This is a genomic window from Candidatus Neomarinimicrobiota bacterium, from assembly GCA_021734025.1.
Taxonomy (GTDB): Bacteria; Fidelibacterota; JAANXI01; order JAANXI01; family JAANXI01; genus JAANXI01.
In genome coordinates, this window is sequence record JAIPJS010000002.1 from 149551 (window position 1) to 167567 (window position 18017).

At 49.3% G+C, this 18017-nt stretch carries 17 protein-coding genes and 3 tRNA genes; 4 read left to right on the forward strand and 16 right to left on the reverse strand.

Annotated features, from left to right (window positions below):
• Positions 1–358 precede the first annotated feature (358 nt).
• On the forward strand, positions 359–1168 hold the full coding sequence (locus tag K9N57_02830) for a permease (GenBank protein ID MCF7803104.1): 810 nt from the start codon (positions 359–361) through the stop codon (positions 1166–1168).
• 48 nt (positions 1169–1216) lie between these two features.
• Positions 1217–3277, forward strand: a complete 2061-nt coding sequence (locus K9N57_02835; GenBank protein ID MCF7803105.1) for a DUF362 domain-containing protein — start codon at positions 1217–1219, stop codon at positions 3275–3277.
• A 14-nt stretch (positions 3278–3291) separates the two neighbouring features.
• Here K9N57_02835 and K9N57_02840 read toward each other — a convergent pair whose 3' ends face one another.
• Positions 3292–4053, reverse strand: a complete 762-nt coding sequence (locus tag K9N57_02840; GenBank protein MCF7803106.1) for a rhamnogalacturonan acetylesterase — start codon at positions 4051–4053, stop codon at positions 3292–3294.
• Between the two features lie 223 nt (positions 4054–4276).
• Here K9N57_02840 and K9N57_02845 point away from each other — a divergent pair.
• Positions 4277–4349 (forward strand) — tRNA-Met (locus tag K9N57_02845).
• Between the two features lie 62 nt (positions 4350–4411).
• Here K9N57_02845 and K9N57_02850 read toward each other — a convergent pair.
• The 14 genes from K9N57_02850 to K9N57_02915 all read right to left on the reverse strand — a co-directional run bounded on the left by K9N57_02850 (position 4412) and on the right by K9N57_02915 (position 16066).
• Positions 4412–4756: a thioredoxin family protein gene (locus K9N57_02850; GenBank protein MCF7803107.1), complete on the reverse strand. Its 345-nt coding sequence runs from the start codon at positions 4754–4756 to the stop codon at positions 4412–4414.
• Between the two features lie 317 nt (positions 4757–5073).
• Complete coding sequence (locus tag K9N57_02855; GenBank protein ID MCF7803108.1) at positions 5074–5286, reverse strand: cold shock domain-containing protein; 213 nt, start codon at positions 5284–5286, stop codon at positions 5074–5076.
• A gap of 310 nt (positions 5287–5596) precedes the next feature.
• Positions 5597–7375 (reverse strand): anion permease, encoded by a 1779-nt coding sequence (locus K9N57_02860; GenBank protein MCF7803109.1) that lies wholly within the window; start codon positions 7373–7375, stop codon positions 5597–5599.
• A 63-nt stretch (positions 7376–7438) separates the two neighbouring features.
• A complete protein-coding gene (locus tag K9N57_02865; protein ID MCF7803110.1) occupies positions 7439–8449 on the reverse strand; it encodes a DUF3187 family protein in 1011 nt (336 codons plus the stop codon).
• Positions 8450–8606: 157 nt separating this feature from the next.
• A complete protein-coding gene (locus K9N57_02870) occupies positions 8607–8795 on the reverse strand; it encodes a CDGSH iron-sulfur domain-containing protein (GenBank protein MCF7803111.1) in 189 nt (62 codons plus the stop codon).
• A 135-nt stretch (positions 8796–8930) separates the two neighbouring features.
• A complete protein-coding gene (gene grxD, locus K9N57_02875; GenBank protein ID MCF7803112.1) occupies positions 8931–9263 on the reverse strand; it encodes a Grx4 family monothiol glutaredoxin in 333 nt (110 codons plus the stop codon).
• A 13-nt stretch (positions 9264–9276) separates the two neighbouring features.
• Positions 9277–9540 (reverse strand): BolA family transcriptional regulator, encoded by a 264-nt coding sequence (locus K9N57_02880; protein MCF7803113.1) that lies wholly within the window; start codon positions 9538–9540, stop codon positions 9277–9279.
• Positions 9541–9729: 189 nt separating this feature from the next.
• Positions 9730–9815: transfer RNA gene (locus K9N57_02885), tRNA-Ser, on the reverse strand.
• Between the two features lie 78 nt (positions 9816–9893).
• Positions 9894–11414: an ABC transporter permease/substrate-binding protein gene (locus K9N57_02890; protein ID MCF7803114.1), complete on the reverse strand. Its 1521-nt coding sequence runs from the start codon at positions 11412–11414 to the stop codon at positions 9894–9896.
• Between the two features lie 8 nt (positions 11415–11422).
• Positions 11423–12181 carry an ABC transporter ATP-binding protein gene (locus K9N57_02895; GenBank protein MCF7803115.1) on the reverse strand — a complete coding sequence of 253 codons (759 nt, stop codon included), beginning with the start codon at positions 12179–12181 and terminating at the stop codon, positions 11423–11425.
• 30 nt (positions 12182–12211) lie between these two features.
• Positions 12212–13201: an L-histidine N(alpha)-methyltransferase gene (gene egtD, locus K9N57_02900; GenBank protein MCF7803116.1), complete on the reverse strand. Its 990-nt coding sequence runs from the start codon at positions 13199–13201 to the stop codon at positions 12212–12214.
• Between the two features lie 3 nt (positions 13202–13204).
• On the reverse strand, positions 13205–14014 hold the full coding sequence (egtC, locus tag K9N57_02905; GenBank protein MCF7803117.1) for an ergothioneine biosynthesis protein EgtC: 810 nt from the start codon (positions 14012–14014) through the stop codon (positions 13205–13207).
• An 11-nt stretch (positions 14015–14025) separates the two neighbouring features.
• On the reverse strand, positions 14026–15291 hold the full coding sequence (gene egtB / locus K9N57_02910; GenBank protein MCF7803118.1) for an ergothioneine biosynthesis protein EgtB: 1266 nt from the start codon (positions 15289–15291) through the stop codon (positions 14026–14028).
• Positions 15292–15454: 163 nt separating this feature from the next.
• On the reverse strand, positions 15455–16066 hold the full coding sequence (locus K9N57_02915; GenBank protein MCF7803119.1) for a DNA-3-methyladenine glycosylase: 612 nt from the start codon (positions 16064–16066) through the stop codon (positions 15455–15457).
• Positions 16067–16187: 121 nt separating this feature from the next.
• Here K9N57_02915 and K9N57_02920 point away from each other — a divergent pair.
• A tRNA-Ser gene (locus K9N57_02920) sits at positions 16188–16279 on the forward strand.
• A gap of 246 nt (positions 16280–16525) precedes the next feature.
• Here the strand turns inward: K9N57_02920 and K9N57_02925 are convergent.
• Complete coding sequence (locus tag K9N57_02925) at positions 16526–17440, reverse strand: DMT family transporter (protein MCF7803120.1); 915 nt, start codon at positions 17438–17440, stop codon at positions 16526–16528.
• Positions 17441–18017 lie beyond the last annotated feature (577 nt).

The window sequence follows — 18017 nt, forward strand, 5'->3', positions numbered from 1 at the left end:
TTAAAAAGTGCAGTGGCTTGCAGGAAAACGCTTCTTGTAATATAATCCCACCCGGCGGCAGATTAAAAGAAAATTACCGTCGGGGAGACCAATAATGCTCCACTTTTCAGTTTCCCGGCTCCGGTATATCCGGCGGATTATTTCATTTCCAGCGCTCCCGGACTGGTTTATATTAAGATACCAACTGATGAAATCCATCGAATATGAAATTTAATTTCAGATTTCGGTTTTTTTTAGTCAGGAAACTAATCGAAGGTAAAGGGCAACGGCAATAGAACTCTATCCGCTTCTCTCCGAAACGTTTGAGGGCACTTACACACTGCGCATTCTGCAGGCCTTCCTGGAACTGTTCGCCACGGTGGCGCCGTATTTTCTGCTGGCGATACTCATTCAGGTGATCCTATCGCGATCGCTGGGCACAGGATTTATTCGATTCGACGGAAGAAAAGAACCCGTCGCCATCCTCATTGCAGCGCTGGTTGGTATCGTTTCTCCACTGCCAACTTATGTTGCTGTACCTATCGGTATATCTCTGCTGGCGATTGGGGCGTCGTTAAGTGCGGTTGTGACTTTTGCCATCGCCTCACCGCTGCTGAATCCCAGCGTGTTCTATTTTACACTGGCCCAACTCGGATTGAAAATAGCTTTGCTCCGGATAGCGACCACTCTCATCCTTGCCATAGGTGGCGGTATACTCGCCAGGTGGGTACTCCAGTCTATCGACGTACGGATGCCTGATTATTCTCAAGGGCAGGACAAATCCCACCGGCCATTTTGGATGGATATGTATCGAAGTACGCTCTTTCTGGGACGCTATTTCCTTATTGCTCTACTTGTGAGCGCAATGGTTAAAGCACTTGTATCCCCGGATTGGATCGCCCGAGTCTTAGGCGAACAGGGGCACCAGGGCATCGTCATTGCGATGGCGCTGGGCGTTCCCTTTTATAGCTGTGGTGGCGCGGCTATCCCACTCATCGAAGTCCTCCGTACCATGGGGATGAGCGACGGTGCTGTGCTGGCTTTTTTCATTGCCGGGCCTGCCACCAAACTCGAGACCCTCTATATCTACAAATCCATGCTCGGTATGAAAACCTTGATATTTTACCTGGCAGTTACCTTTCTGGGCGCATACCTGTCCGGCATACTGGTGCTGTTGTTCTTCCCATAGATGCCAAAACGCAGAGATCTCACACAGAGAGACACAGGAGTAATTCAGATGAATCGATGGAAATCACCTGGGAAAATAATTCTCGCGGCATTGATAATCACCACCTGGCTTGCCTGGGATTTGAATCAGGCGCATCGGGACATCGGAGAATTTCCGTTTTCCCGACCTGTATCCGATTTTCCGGGTGTAGTATCATCTCCGGCGACAGTGTCAATCGTGCGTTCGGACGATTCGTCACTGGACAATCCGATACCAACCGATGATGCCTCCATAGAATACACTACCATCGAAGCAATGGTAAGAAAATCCGTGGAACTTGCCGGGGGATTCGAGGGAAAAATCGAAAGCGGCGATATGGTCCTGCTGAAGCCAAATATCGTGGATCCGGAACCTCCGGGCAGCGGTGAAGTGACGGATGTCCGAGTCGTCAAAGCGCTGATCAAGATCATCGACGAGATTGCCCCCGGTAATATCGAAATCGTGGTCGGCGAAGGCGCACCGCGTCCCATGGATTACGAGATGGTTTACCAATCGCGGTTCAGCAGTCCGGTGTGGGATAAACTCTGGGATACCGCAGGATACCAGGATCTTCTTACAGACGAGAATCTCTCAGGCATTAATTTGCGTTTTTCAAACCTGAATGGATCTCCACCAGACGATCCGTGGCAGGATCTGGAATTGGTTGAAGTCCCTGGCGGCGGTGATGCGCTTCCGCAGTACGGTGAATATTTTATCCATAAAGATGTCTTAAATGCGGATTTTTATATCACCATCCCCGTGATGAAGATACATACACCGGGGATGACCGTGGCGCTGAAAAATCAGATCGGCCTGGCACCAAGTACCAAGTACGGCTTTCACAAAACCACCGGCGTCCCGCAAAATGATTATTCCATCAGTCTCGTCCACGAAGATCCACCGCACTACTGGACGGACAAAGAGATCGTAGACCTGAGCACCCTAGCCGGTATCGATTTCGCCGTAGTGGATGCCATCGCGTGTCTGGAACGCAGTAAATCGGCCGAGCGAAGCGGAGGGGAGATAACGAACCTGGTCCGAATGAACACGATCATCGCCAGCCCCGATCCCGTGGCAGCAGACCATGTTTCGGCACGGCTTATGGGACTCAATCCCGACGACATCGAACATATTACCCTTGCAGAACGCCGGGGACTTGGTACTAATAATCCGGAGGATATCACCGTGGCAGGCTCTTCAATTGTGGAAACTCAGATCCGGTTTCGGAAGAATTCCTCCTCCACCGCTGAATACGGGCAAAGTAACCGGGTATGGCTCATGAAGGGGCCGTATGATACCGAGGGAATAGACGAACCAACTGAGCACGAATTTCTTTCCGGAGAAGCCAGTCTGGCCCCGGTCGCCGGACAGGGCGGCTGGAGTGATCCGGTCTATTTTACCGAGGATCGCCTGGACGTTGGATACTATTACGGTAGCATAACCGACCAGGCAGCCTACGCCTTCACCTACTTCACCGCCCCGAAAACCCAGGATGCTGAGTTGTGGATCGGATCCGATGATGGTCTGAAGATCTGGCTGAATGGTGAAGTGGTATATAGTTTTTCCTCATACCGCAACTTCAGCAGCACCAAATTTTATTCGGAGATAATACCTGTCACAATCAATGCCGGAGAAAACCGAATACTAGTGAAAACGACTCAGGATTACGGCGGCCATGTCTTTTCTCTGAATATTTGTGAGCCGGAGGATAATCCCTATTTCCGCGGGAACCGCGTCTGGGGACTTAAATTTACGACAAAGTCAACGGCCACGGGTGTTTACGCAGATGGGGCGACTTCTGCACCTGAGGAGTTTGCCCTGGGTAATGCGTACCCGAATCCCTTCAATGGTACAGTAGTTATACCGTATGAACTCCATCGTCCCGGACAAGTTTCTATCCGGGTATACGATATACGGGGCCGGCTAATCCGGACGCTCTTCCATGGGAATCAAACCACGATTGGGCACAAACAGATCAAGTGGGCTGGCAGAGATAACTCCGGAAACCGAGTGAGTACCGGACCGTATTTAATCCGGGTTGTTGGACCGGACGGACGGGTGAGTCTGCAAAAAGTCACCCATTTGAAGTAAACAATTCAGCCGGGTTATTTCGGGAAATTTTCCGCGAGATACGGCGTGAGCGGTATGTCATTCCCCCGGATCCCCTGTACAATCATTTGGCAGACCTGGTGTGCGCCATATTCCGACAGATGCGAATTATCTTCAAGTCCGTCTGGCCAGTTCTCGGATTCTCCTGGTTCCAGCAATAACCACAGTTTTTTCGAACCGTGAACTCCCAGAGATTCCAGCTGCTTCCAGCTTCGGTTTCGGATATCAATAAAATACACATCGAGTTTCTCCGCAACACCTTGTACCGCTGCAGGATATTCACCGTGAGTCGGCACCGGCTCACCGGAGTCATCGAATTTTCTACGGACTACCGGCGTCATCAACAGCGGAGTGGCACCCAAATCTCTGGCCTCCCGGACAAACTTTTTCAGATTTTCAGGGAAAGCAGAGTCCGGATCAGTGTAACGGGTGGTATCATACTCTTTCTCATCATTGTGGCCGAACTGTATTAATACCCAGTCACCCGGCTGCAGGGAATCTTTTACCGTGGTCCAGCGACCTTCAGATATGAAACTTTTGGTGCTCCGGCCATTCTTGGCATGATTATGAATATTTACCAAAGAGCTGTCGAAATATCCCGGCAAAATCTGCCCCCACCCCACCATGGGATATTCATCCGTTGGTTTGGTTGCGGTAATGGAATCGCCGATCAGGTAAATCTCAATTGGTTCAGGTGGCGCACATCCCATTATGAACAGAGTTGCTGTAAAAAGTATAATAACGGTTTTCCTGAGCATGAGCAGGGTTCTCCTGTGTCTGTTTGTGTCTATAACTCAGAGTTTAACAATTCATTGGCAGGGAAACACCGGGATATTGGGTCCCATATTGCTAAACCGAGAGTGAATTTCCCGGTTGAACCGCGATATGAGTGCGACTCGTTTTACCCGCCCACGGATTTCCAATTTCTCCTTGCATAATGGAGCAGATGCCTCTAATTTTACCGCGCTTTATGAGAATTGGGGCGGGATAGCTCAGCTGGCAGAGCAGTGGAATCATAATCCATTTGTCGGGGGTTCGAATCCCTCTCCCGCTACAAAAAAGCCCCGGAACTCCATTGGAGTCCCGGGGCTTCAATAATTTTAGATCTGTATGAGTCTAATCGGTATTATTTTTCTCGTCAAACAACATCGTATACGGTCGCTGAATAGCGCTTGCCAGTTCTTGAATTCCAACCGATCTGGATTTCCGGAAGGCTTCTCTCCCATCGAAATACGCGATCAGCGTCGGAACGGTGAATACCTGGAACTGAGCTGCTACATCCGGGTACGCTTCACAGTCGATGTAGTAGAACTCCATCTTTGGAAAGGATTGGGACAGTAATTCCTCCACCTTGGGTTTCAGCACTTTACAGACGTTACAGTCCGATGTACTGAAATAGAACAATCCAGCACTGGAATTTTGGATTTGCCTCTGCAGGTCTTGGAGTGATTCGATGTTCATGATAATATTCCGGCAACACCTTAAGATAACACCGATCAATTAACAAGCATTACCGTCTCCGTACTTTGAAACGGAATGCTAAAAATTGACAATACCGGGATATCGATAACACTCCGAGTGAAGACGCCACGTACCGGAATCGCTTTTCCTGGCCTCACAGCCGTAGTCCACCGCCAACATTCGATTCTGTTATGAATTACGTCCCACGACGTATTCCGCTGAATTAAATAGATATTCAGCCGAATCGAAATTTACAGTATCACAAACACGGTTATGCGTAGAGAGTTACTATAAAGACGGAGAATCAATCACCAATCTTACTCAATGACGCCAACGTTTTGGGCTTTGGGGCCTTTGTCACCCTGGGTCACAGTAAACTCAACCCGCTGACCTTCAGCCAATGAACGGAAGCCATCTCCGGTAATATCGGAGTAATGGACGAATACGTCATCGCCTTCTTCGCGCTCGATAAACCCAAAGCCTTTAGAGTTATTAAACCACTTTACTGTGCCGGTCTCTTGTTCTGCCATTGCTCGAAACATCCTTTGTTATTTGTTCTTCTTACGACGGCAAGACTTTTTGCAGTCACTTCATTCGAAGATAAGAATAGGTTTTCAGCATTGTCAAGCATAGATCTCTGCAAAAATCGATTTTTATGTAAATATTACCCACAAAACCCTAGTCCGACGTGATTTTTACCAATAATGTACCGGGAATGTGGCAATGACGGACGGTTGCCGTACAGATACCGATACTATATAGGTCACCGGTATTCAAGCGATAACAAGGCCGGTGTTCCTGTGTATGATTTCCCCGTTGTGTATGGATATAGCTCCAGAGTTAAAATGGCCAGATCACCGGAATCATAAAAGTAGCGATAATCCAGAACAGAATATTCAGCGGAGTTCCCACCCTTGTAAAATCGGTAAATTTATACTGCCCCGGTCCAAAGATGAGAGTATTCGTCTGGTATCCTACCGGTGTTATAAAGCTCAGCGAGGCAGCAAACGTCACGGCCATGAGAAATGGCCGGACACTCACATCCATTGAATATGCTGCCTGGATAGCAATAGGTGCCAGCAATGCAGCAGTCGCCTGATTCGAGATCAGGTTAGTAAGCAACATAGAGAGCAGAAAAAACCCGGAGAGGACCGCTGTGGGCCCGAGTTCCCCGAGAAAATTCAGGACAAAATCCGACAGCATGCCTGCGGCACCGGTTTTATCCATGGCTATTCCCAGCGGAAGCACTCCGGCTAACAGGAAAATCACCTCCCAGTTGATGGCCTCGTAGGCCTCTTCATTGGTCAGACATCCGCTGAGAATTAGGAGGATACACCCGGTCACGGCGCTAGTGACAATGGGCACCAGGTTCAAAGCCGCCGTCAGGATTACGCCGGCGAGGATAATCAGCGCAATCGGCATTTTGGAGCGACGGTAACGATTCAGGCCTATTTCTGAGACGACAACAAAAGAACGGTTCTGCTTTATCTCCGGCAAGCGTTCCTGATCCATACTCAGAAGCACGGTATCGCCGCCGGAGAGGCGCACATCGTCCAGATCTTCCTGCTGCAGTTCTCCGTGATGGCGTATCGCAAGTACGACCGCACCTAACCGTTCATAAAATTGGGCATCGCCAATCTTTGTCGACTCTACCCCGGTTTCCGGAGCAATTACTGCTTCCACCAGCGCGTAATTCCCCGCTTCAAGGTCCACGTCATACCAATCTCTAGTCGGTTTGAGGGATACATCATTTCGGCGGATTAACTTGTCAATTTCCTTTGCACTCCCACGAATACGAATTACATCGCCGGCCCGGACAAGCCCCCGGGGTCCTTCTGCGGAAACATCGCCAGTCTCCCGAAAGACCTGGATAATATCTAAATCCAGATCCTGGGTTAACGCGCACTCGTCCAGGTGCTCCCCAATATGTTCGAATTCCGGCTCAATGACGATATCGGTCAGGAACGGGTTCATCTCGAAACTGGATGTTAGATCCCCGGCGGAACGACGCTCCGGGATCATCCGGATGCCACCGGCAAACAAATAAACGAATCCGACAGCGAACAGGATAATGCCCAGTGGAGTCATTTCAAACATTGAAAACGGTTCCACACCGTGATCTTTGGCTATGGAACCAACCAGGATGTTCGTTGAAGTTCCGATAAGGGTACAGACCCCGCCGAACATGCTGGCGAAGGACAGCGGCATGAGCAGCTTGGAAGGGCTTTCATTCATATCCAGCGCAACACCGACAACTACCGGAATAAATATCGCAACCGCGGCTGTGTTATTTATAAATGCGGATATTACTGCAATCACCAACATCATGGCCAACATGGCCATCCAGTAGTTTCGTTGTCCCAAATCGGAGAAATAATCACTGACGATACTCAACGCACCGGTCCGGCGGACGCCTTCACTGAGGACGAACATGCAGGCGATAGTGACCGTGGCCCGATTGCTTAAACCGGATAATCCCTCCCCGACAGTAAGAATCCCGGAAATCAGTAATGTGCCCATGATTATTAACGCGGTCACATCAAACGAGACACGTTCTGAGACAAATAGAACGGTAGCGACAACCAGCAGGATAAAGACAATCAGGATATCAATCGACATGGAGAGTCAGTCTGTTCATTGCTATTCCAACTATGAAATTTATGAATTAATTCGGAAAAAATACTACCGGGAAGTTGGGAATCCGCACCAAACGGCACCACGGAAAATGACATCAGAGGAGGTACTCACGGCTATGTCTTCGGCGACGGTGAGACTCAAGCCGATTTCCTCCGACAGATGAATACTCCCTCCAAAATTCAGTTGGAAGACTGTCGAACCAAGTTGCTCGAACTGATGCTCATAAAATGGTGTATGCGCATCAATCTGCACCAGGAGATTCATCTTTGAAAAAATTTCATAGTCTGCGCCACTGTGGAAAAAGAGGACATTTTTGACCGGGAGAATCCCAGTAAGAGACCGATTTCCCGGCAGTATAAATCCTCCCGTGCCATAGAGATGCAGAAGGCGATTCCGGAGAAGACGGCTTGCCTCGCGTATCGATATGCCTGCGGCCAGATCCGTCTGACCGTTCCCAACCATAGTAGCTGTATTGCCGGTGGGAAGATCAATCCGTATCCACAGTGCTGATTGCAGACCGGTTATTTCAGAGATGTCTAAACCTGCTCTCAGGCCAATGTCTCCGATTTGGAATCTGTGTTCCCGAATCGTGAGCGACCGGCCATCGGAATAGTCGACCTGGTATAGAAACCTGTCCGATTCCAGCGTATTCCGGCTCCCCTGCGGAATCCCAAATATTGAATGAAATCTTCGAATAATCTTGTCCGTCGTGCCAGCGGTATTTTTGACCACGGGAATTTCCAGGCCGACTTCAAATTGTCCTCCAACACCTATTCGTGCAGCGAGGGTATTACGGACGGTTTCACCATCCAGCACAACCCGCGCCTGTCTGGCAGCATCCCAGGTGGCATTGTTCGCCAGGTCCGAATGAAGTCTGAATTCGATGGCACCGGATGTCAGTACAGAAGCCGGTAGCGCTCCGGGCAGGCCGTACATAGCGACAAATGGGCTGATATCTCTGGTGGGAATTGGCTGAGTAATCCCGTCTTTCGGAACGATGAAAACGCTAAATATGAGCACAGCAAGTAATTTGATATGGACAAATTTGGAAGGCATCAATTGCGCCAATTTTCGGTCGTGGCCTGCCTTTAATATACAATTTTTTCCGGGCGGAAACCTATTGGATAAATTCGCGGGTGCGCTATCTGAGTTTTGTATAATAAAAAAGCCCGGCATTTGCCGGGCTTTTCTTCTACCAATGATATTGGTTCACTCAGACCGTTTCCTCTGCAGTGAATCCGACGTCTTTGTGTGTCCCGTCGCAGAACGGTTTGTCGCTGGATTGTCCGCAGCGACACAGGGCAATGGTGTCATCGATTTCGTACTCATTCCCCTCGTGGTCCGTAACCTTTTCGGCATTTTTGACTAGATACGGTCCGTTTTTTGTTGCCTGAATTTCCATAAAATTCCTCCTCACTTCACATTGATAATTATAGCCGTGCCATTATCCTAAAAATCATTGGGAAGGAGTGCAACAAAAAAGCCCGCCGGCGAAACGCCAGCGGGCCGTGTAGAATCATTGGTACATTTAAATATATCAGGACTCTGCCGCGGATTCCTTTTTCAGCAGTTCCTGCAGTTCCCCGTTTTGATACATCTCCATGCAAATATCGCTGCCGCCTATGAGTTTGCCATCGATAAATACCTGGGGAATGGTCGGCCAGTTACTATATTCCTGCAAAATGTACCTGAATTCAGAATCTTCCAGAACATTTTTAGCTTCGAACGGGACGCCGAGTTGCCGGAAAATCTGAACTACCCTGTTAGAAAAGCCACACTGCGGGAAATCCGGTGTCCCCTTCATATAGACCATCACATCGTTCTCGTTAACTTCGTTTTCTATCTGTTTCAGCACTTCTTCCTTACTCATAACAATACTCCGATTATTGTATAGTGTTTTCCTGTTTTTTCTGCCATTTTTCGGGTGTAAATGTCTTGATTGAAAAGGCATGGATCGGCCCGCCTATCTCTTCATTAAAGGGCGCGTAAACCATCCGATGCTGTTCAACGAGACTTTTGTCTTCAAACGCTTCGCTTATGACCGTCACCTGAAAATGGTCTTTGGTTCCGGTGAGGTCTTCTACCTCAACCGTGGCACCTGCGAACTCATCTTCGAGTGTCTTTTTTATTTCATCCGGTTCCTTCATTCGCTCTCCATCACTCCTTTTCTTCGTTTCATTGATAAATATAACCAAAACACTCATGATTGCAACAGGCGATCATCCTATGAAAACACTACCGGATCGAAAAACCGCTGGATTAGGATTATGAGTATGAGTACGACACCAATTATTCAAACACCAGAACACTATAACAATTTAATACTGAAGTAAATGCGGAGGGGGTGGGATTCGAACCCACGGATGGGGTTGCCATCACACGCTTTCCAAGCGTGCGCCTTCAACCACTCGGCCACCCCTCCATGATTGCACCGGCGAAAATATAGGGAACCGTCACCTCCAAATCAAATACTTCCAACCCCGAATTTCACCGAATTTATCTATCGCAAATTCTGTTCGATAATCCGGCGGTATAATTCGACACCGACCTGCTGCGGCGACCTGTCGTTCTGATCGACTTCCAAATTCATCTTTCGCATGACTTCAGCGGAAATGCTGTCCTCCAGTTTCCTGATATTCCGGATTAGCACACTAGATGAACTCATTTCAGGGCTGAGTAAAACGACTGCATCATACGGCGGAAAGACACCCGCCGGATCTTCGAGAATCGTCAGGTTGTAGGCATCGATGCGGCCGTCGGTGGTATAGGCACTGATTACATCAACCTGATCCTCCCGAATCGCCTCGTACATAAGAACCGCATCCATAGATCGGGTTGCCTTAAAATGTAAATCGTACTCTTCCTGAAGCCTGGACCATTCCGGCCGCCCGAAGAACTCCACGTCGCTGCCCATAACCAGTGAGTTCTGATATCGTCTGAGATCATCAATGCCTTCAATCCCGAGTTTCGCCGCTTCGCTTCCCTTCATGGCCAGACAATAGGCGTTTTCGAACCCCAATGGGACGGCCACGGTGACTCCGTATTTTTCGCTGAGATAATCGGATAATTGATTTAATAATTGATCCGGATCCGTCGGCATTTCCTTGTTTTTCATGTGCATATTCCAGAGTGTGCCGGAATAATCTACGTATATATCTATTTGATTTTCCACCAGCGCATCGAACGCCACCGTCGACCCGAGATTTTGTACTTTCTCCGTGGAATACCCAATCTCCCGGTCCACGTATTGGCTGAGGAACTCACTCAGGATATACTGTTCGGTGAACGGTTTACTCCCGATGGTAATAGTCTTATCCTTCTCTGCAGAAAAACCGGGTGTTCCGATTCCGAGCGTTCCGGCAAGAATCAGGACAATTGCCGATGCCACTGAAGCGATCCAGATTTTTCCCCGGTTCTGCTCTCGAACTCCGGTCTCGAAGGCATGGATAATCCAATCCAGTATCAACGCCAATACTGCCGCGGCAACGCATCCCACCAAAATCGCTGCATTATTTCTGGTCTGGAGTCCGCTAAAAATAAAATTCCCCAACGAAGTGGCGCCTACGGGAGTGGAGAGCGTGGCAATACCCACGACCCACACCGTTGCGGTGCGGAGTCCCGCAATAATCACCGGAATGGCCAGCGGCAATTGTACCATGCGCAATAGCTGTTTATTTGTCATACCGATTCCTCTTCCCGCTTCAACGATATCGGCATCGATTTCCCTGATTCCGACCACGGTATTCCGCAAGATCGGGAGAAGGCTGTACAGAGTCAGCGCAACCAGCGCCGGAATAATGCCGATCATATTCAGTAGCGGAACCATTATAGCCAATAGGGCGAGACCTGGTATGGTCTGGATCACACCGGCCACGCCAAGAATTGTCGACTCCATCCGCTTAAACCGGGTAGCCACAATCCCCAGGGGAATACTGATTCCGGCGCCGAAGCCCAACGCAACGAGTACCAGTCGAAGGTGTCCGCCGAGGTAAGACGGTAGATATTGTAGCTGTTCCTGGATTCCTGCCATCATTCGTGGGTTAGCTGTTCCAGCGCATCGGCCTGGCGTTTTGGCGTTTCCATGAGCCGTGCCACATATTCGTCGGCTGGATGGTTTACCATCTCCCCCGGAGTATCAATTTGTATTAAGGCGCCATCCCGCATAACCGCAATCCGATCACCCATGAGCAGGGCTTCGGTCATATCATGGGTCACAAACACCGTGGTCACGCCGAGTTGCTTTCGGATGGACTGGTATTCCTCCTGTAACTGAACCCTTGTGAGTGGATCGAGCGCACCAAACGGTTCGTCCATCAGCATAATATCGGGACGGGCTGCCAGGGCCCGCGCAACCCCGATCCGCTGCTGCTGACCGCCGGAGAGTTGCGCCGGTTTCCGGTTAGCGAACTCCTCCGGTGGAAGATTCAACAGGTCGAGCAATTCACGGATGCGTTCATTCCGCAGCTCGTCACTCCAGCCTGATAGCTTCGGGATAATCCCGACATTTTCCCCAACCGTCATATGCGGAAACAGTCCGATTCCCTGAAATACATATCCGATTTGTCTGCGAAGCACGACCACATCGATATCCATTGTGGGAGTCCCGTCGATAGTAATAGCGCCGGAATCCGGTTCAATGAGGCGGTTAATCATCTTTAGCGTTGTGGTTTTTCCGCAGCCGCTGGTACCCAGGAGCACCAACAGTTCGCCCTGGTTCACGTTCAGTGTCAGTTTATCAACTGCAATAGTACTATTATACTGTTTGGAAACCCGTTCAAGGTGTATCATACGTTGACTATTTCTCAGGTTGGTAAAATATCAGCCACTTAGCCTGCTCAGGGAGAGGCCGAAATATTCGCGGTCGTCTGTAAACCATTCCAGTGGCTCCAGGCCAGCGTGTACAAGCAGGTGTTCTACTCGTTCACGCGTATATTTACAGCTGATTTCCGTGCGAATTGACTCACCCTTTCGAAACGACACTTCCATCTCCAACTCACTGATATGAACAACTTGCTTCTCCCGGGAGATTAAATGTATCTCAATCTGTGCCTCCCAGGGATTGTAGAAGGCGTGATGCTGAAAGGTATCCGAGTTAAAATCCGCACTCATACGCCGGTTTATGATCTGCAGTATATTCTTGTTAAATGCAGCTGTCACGCCCTGCGAATCGTTGTACGCACGTTCGAGTATGTTCACGTCTTTTACAAGATCGATGCCCAGGAGAAACCGGTCTTTGGGCGTCATTTGGTCGGTGATCATGGCGAAAAATTCGTCCGCCTCTGAGTCAGTGAGATTTCCGATGGTCGAGCCCAGAAAAGCTATGAGCCGGGGTTCGTCTGAATGCGGTAACTCTATTGGTTCCAGAAAATCACCGGTTAATCCGTGAATCTGCATTCCGGGATAATCCTCCGCAAGCGATCCTGCAGCTCTCCGGAGAAATTCGGCGCTTACATCTATGGGAACATATCGATGCAACAGGTTAGCGTCCCGCATGGCATCCAGCAGGATCTTTGTTTTGGTGGCTGCACCGGCACCGTACTCCACCAGCGTCACAGGTTGATGTTGTTCTATCAACTCTTTACTAATTTCGGCCAAAATTTTCCTTTCCGTACGGGTCTGATAATATTCCGGCAGGGTACAAATTCGGGCGAACAATTCGGAGCCTCGTTCATCGTACAAATATTTTGGAAAGAGCACCTTGGGATCACGGGTGAGGCCATCCCGGATATCCTCGGCAAATGAATCTCCGGGATGATTGGCAGCGGTTATTTCTATCTGGTTTGTGGCAGTGGCAACAGGGGCTGACATCGATTATTCTCCAGTGGTCAGTGGCTGTAGTGTGATTTCGTTTTGGCTGTTTACAGATATCAAATGGTTATGCGGAACCTTTTCCCAGTCCGCATCATCGTCAAGCGCTTCCGAGGCAATGAGAACCGATTCGGGGAAATTCTCTCCGTCCTTCAGGCAATACAGGCTGTTTGAATCCTCAGTATTCGAGTATCGCGACATGATGATAGATTCTCCATCCGAGAGTGCCAGGTTCAGCTGGCATTCGGAGCCGGCTTCCGCGGCATAAGCAGTAATGGTATGAATAATATTTTGTAGCCCTTCAATCATACTCCCTTGTGAAGGCTCGCATTGACGCAACTCGTTATACAAAAGCGCAAAAATGGTGGCGGAATCAGAATGGCTGTAGAGCGTTGAGTAAAGATCGTCCGGAAGTTCGGCGTGAAGTGACCGCTTTACCTTCTTATGGTAACCAGTGATTTGTCCATTGTGCATGAACAGATACCTGCCGCGAGCAAACGGCTGGACGCTTTGCTCATCTACAGGTGAAGGTGGAGTCGCATTCCGAACTGACGCCAATAGTAAACCCGGACGGATTATCTTGCTGATACTTCGAAAACTGCTATCCGCCCAGAGATTTCGCATGCTGGTGTACACCCCTGGCTCTTCAGAGATGTCCCGATTGTACCACCCGCATCCGAAACCATCGACATTCACATTCCCGGATAACAACTCCTGCGGATCATAACTCTGAACCTCCAATGACCGGGGCGGCTCGTAGATCAACGAATCCAGCGGAATCGGTTTGCCCATATATGCCAGGTGTCTACACATTGGATTCCCGCCTAGTTTGCATCCTTCGCACAGCGGAACCCGGAGAAAATTTGCCGCCGAATTGGATAGTCCCAGTTTCGGAAGGTGTTGCTTATAACACGCCTGTTTACCGACCATGCGCCGCCGCGCAATACCTTATACTCATCACCAAAGAAAATTTCCGAGTACTCCTTGTACGGAAATGCCTCGAAACCGGGGTATGCACGGAAGTCACTCGCCGTCCACTCCCAGACGTCACCGATCATTTGCTCACAGCCTGTCGGCGAGGAGCCTCCTTCAATTGCGCCGATGGCAGCGGGATGAAATGCCTCCAGATTGATATTGGCGTGTTTTTCCTCGTAAGAATTCCCCCAGGGATATATATGCTTTTCGCCGGACTTCGGGTCCACCGACGAGGCATATTCCCATTCTGCTTCAGTCGGTAACCGTTTCCCCTCGTAATGGCAGAACGCCTCTGCCTCGTACCAACTGACATGCATAACCGGTTCCTCCGGATTCACCGGAAGCCATTCATCAAATCGCCGCAACTGCCAATGTCCTTCCACATTTTTCCAGTATTTTGGCGCGTTAATTTTATTGTTTGTCCGCCACTCCCATCCTTCGTCCGACCAGTATTCCGGATCGGAATAGCCGCCGTCATTCATGAATTCAAGGTAGCGCCGGATGTTGACCGGGTATTTATCCATATAAAACGGCTCGATTTCAACGGTATGTGCTGGTTTTTCGTTATCGTAGGCAAAACCGTTTTTATTCCAGCCCATTAGAAAATCACCCCCGGGAATAAATTGCATTGCAGTGTCATCAGTACCGGCCGGAGTGATGAATTTGGTATCACAGGGAGGGTGGAATGCATTATTTTCCATGATTTGTAGCGTGATAAGCATGGTTTCCTGGTGCTGCATCTCGTGCCGCAGAACTAATTCAAAGAGAAAACCGTTCTCCATGAGTGGATTTCCGGAGTGCAGGTCATCCCTTGTGATTGACGCTGTCACCCGGTTCCGGACGGTCTGCATATATTGTTTCGTCGTCTCCAAATCCGGCAGGGAAAGCGAACTTCTTTCGCTTCTGGGTTTTGACAACGCATTGTAGATAAAATTGTACTCTTCACTGATTGGCTCCTGGCCGAGATAGTGCTGCAGGAACCAGAGTTCTTCGAAATTTGCGATGTGTCCCAGATCCCAAATCAACGGACTCATCAGTGGATCATGTTGTGTGGTGAGGACCTCTTCCGGGAGCTGGCTGACTAAATCGAATGTTCGTTGGCGCACCTGTTCCATTGAAGTAAAGTAGCGATCTACTTTGTCATCTTGTGTAAGGTTGGCTACAGTCAAGTAGCATTCTCCGGTAGTAATAATCTCGCCATAAATTTAAATGTATCTGATATGTCTGAGATATTCAACGGAGCAACGCTGATTGAGTGATCTTAGAAATAATGTAATATCAATTAGTTACGGGACGACTCAGGAAGTCACTGTCCGCATCACAGAACCGCCACCGGTGTTCCGTGGATGCTGAAATTCCAATGCGGGGCGTCGCGACGATTGCTTCAGGTGTTTCTCCTTCGATAATTTCCACATACCTTCCAACCGGTGTCTCATTCCAGGCTTTCCGGATACCCAACGCCGCAGTCAATTTATTCGGACCGTTGAGCATTGAATGTAAACTCTTGTAATTGTTGGAATCCCAGGTCGTTGAAATTTTGGTGTTTTTCCGGCTGCGCCGCCGGATCATCAGATCGATCCCGGACAGCGGTTCAATCGCCCGGATGAGCACAGCACCAACCTGTTCCTTCCCACAGGTGATGTTGGTCGCCTGCCCCCCGTGGATAGAATAAATATACAGTCGTCCGTAGGTTTGCATAATTTCGGCAGCGCTGTTTTTTCTGGTGTAGGCATGGGAGGCGAGATCTTCCGGCGGCCCCGTATACGCCTCGGTTTCTACGATTCGTCCGGTACAATCTTCCACCTGAAGTTTCATTCCCACTAATTTTTCTGCAAAGGCGACCGGATGCTCCTGAAATAGCGATTTATCTATCGGGTTTTTCGAAGACATAGGTGCAATTATACATATTGAATTAGACTCTCGGAAGGGGAGATTCGCAGGCGAATTCAGACTTGCTCATCATGGAGTGTGTCGGTATATTATTCACGCTTTTTGAGGCAACGGAAGTATTGGAGAGGTGGCTGAGCTGGCTGAAAGCAGCGGTTTGCTAAACCGTCGAGGTGGTCTAAACCGCCTCCGGGAGTTCGAATCTCCCCCTCTCCGCAACGCAGCATTGAAGCGGGTTCTGAGCGATCAGGCCCGCTTTTTTTTGTTGTCTAATGCAGTATTATCAAGGGTTTCAGGGTATCCCCAAATTCAAATCAAAAAATTGATCGAAGTTCATGTGGTGGTCTATTACGCCAAAGTGACAATATTTTTGCTCGAATTTTGCTGGAGGTTTTTTCTCTGATGATACAGTGTCTACTTTTAATTTGATGCTTATTGTAAGGTGCAATCAAAGGAATAGAATTATCGACTTGCACGTTGGGATTGTTGTGCAGTTTTGTTTGTTTTCTGCGTCAGCAACACCCCTGTAAATACCACGATTAATCCCAGAATGTCCATCAACGTCAGGGTATCACCAAATGCAATCCACGCCATTAACATCGTCACCGGTGGTCCGAAATAGAACAGGCTGGCCACCCGGGTGGCATCCATACGTTCAATCAAAAGCCACATGAGCGCATAGGCGCCTAACGACACACCTAGAATTAGCCAGAGCATGGTGGAGATAAACTCAGGATTCCATTCCGTCTGCAGATGCTCCAACAGGACTGCAGGCAATGCCAGGGCCAAGGTAGTTGCAAGCGACTGGTAAAACAGAGTCAAATCCACGGGTAAGCGGATGGAGGTGTTCGTCACCTCCATTTTTCGTTGGATTAAACTCGCCGCGGTAATAGCGATAACCGAACCGAGTGGAATGAGATACCCAAACACCGAGCCCGCATCAGCAAAATTTATCCGGGAAAGCACCGAGATCGCGACCCCGGCAAATCCGAGGACCAACCCCACCCATCGATAAAATGGAGTCGGTTCTCCCACCGCGATACCGGAAAAAGCCCCGGTAGCCATCGGCTGGAGTGCAACAACCAGCGCGATAATACCCGCCGGCACCTGATACTCCAATGATAGGAGCACACAACTCAGCCAGACCCCATGCGCAAGCACTCCGACAATCATATTCGGTACCATCACATCTCGGTCAACCCAGCGAAAACGGTGTGTGAGCCGGAGGTAGAAATATATCAGGAATGTGAGGGCAAGATACCGCCAAAAAAGCAAGGTAAATGGCCCGGTGTAAGGCAACCCGTATTCCGCTCCGATAAACCCCGAGTTCCAGAGCAGGATAAATCCAACGGCTAATAATATGGTACGTTTACTCATCGATATAATGTAAGTAAATGAAATGTTTTCGGGTAAGTTGAAATGTTGTCCATGTCACCGCTGTGGGAATTCGAACTCCACCCTCTGGAAATGGACAATTTTTTTCCCGGCAATACACCTGGCTAAAAAAATACGAGATTTCTCCACTCGCCTTTACAAACAAAACGGCTCGGTCGAAATGACAGTAATGCTTCCCGCCGTTGAAACCTGTCAGGGTCGGCGGCGATGGGGCGATTCAGACCGTCACCGACCTCTGGAGTGGTTCGGCGACAAGGTTCTGGCACCGCCTTGCAATGAGATTGCAAGGCTCTTATTCCAGTTTGTTCTGCAGCCTCGAAGAGTGATTTGTCCCACCACTCCATGAGCACTCCGGGAGGAGCCTCTGATGAGGGAGGACAATGATTTTCATTGTGCCTGCCGATAGACTCCGAGGAAAAAACACCTTCGGTCTTGCCATTCCGTTGGTACGAACGACTGGTGCGATGAGAACAGTAGAATTCGGCTGTCTGACAGAGTCCGGCTCTTGTCGGACGACGGAGTTCCGAATTCTCCCCGAATCGCAGCGTAGTCGTTCTAG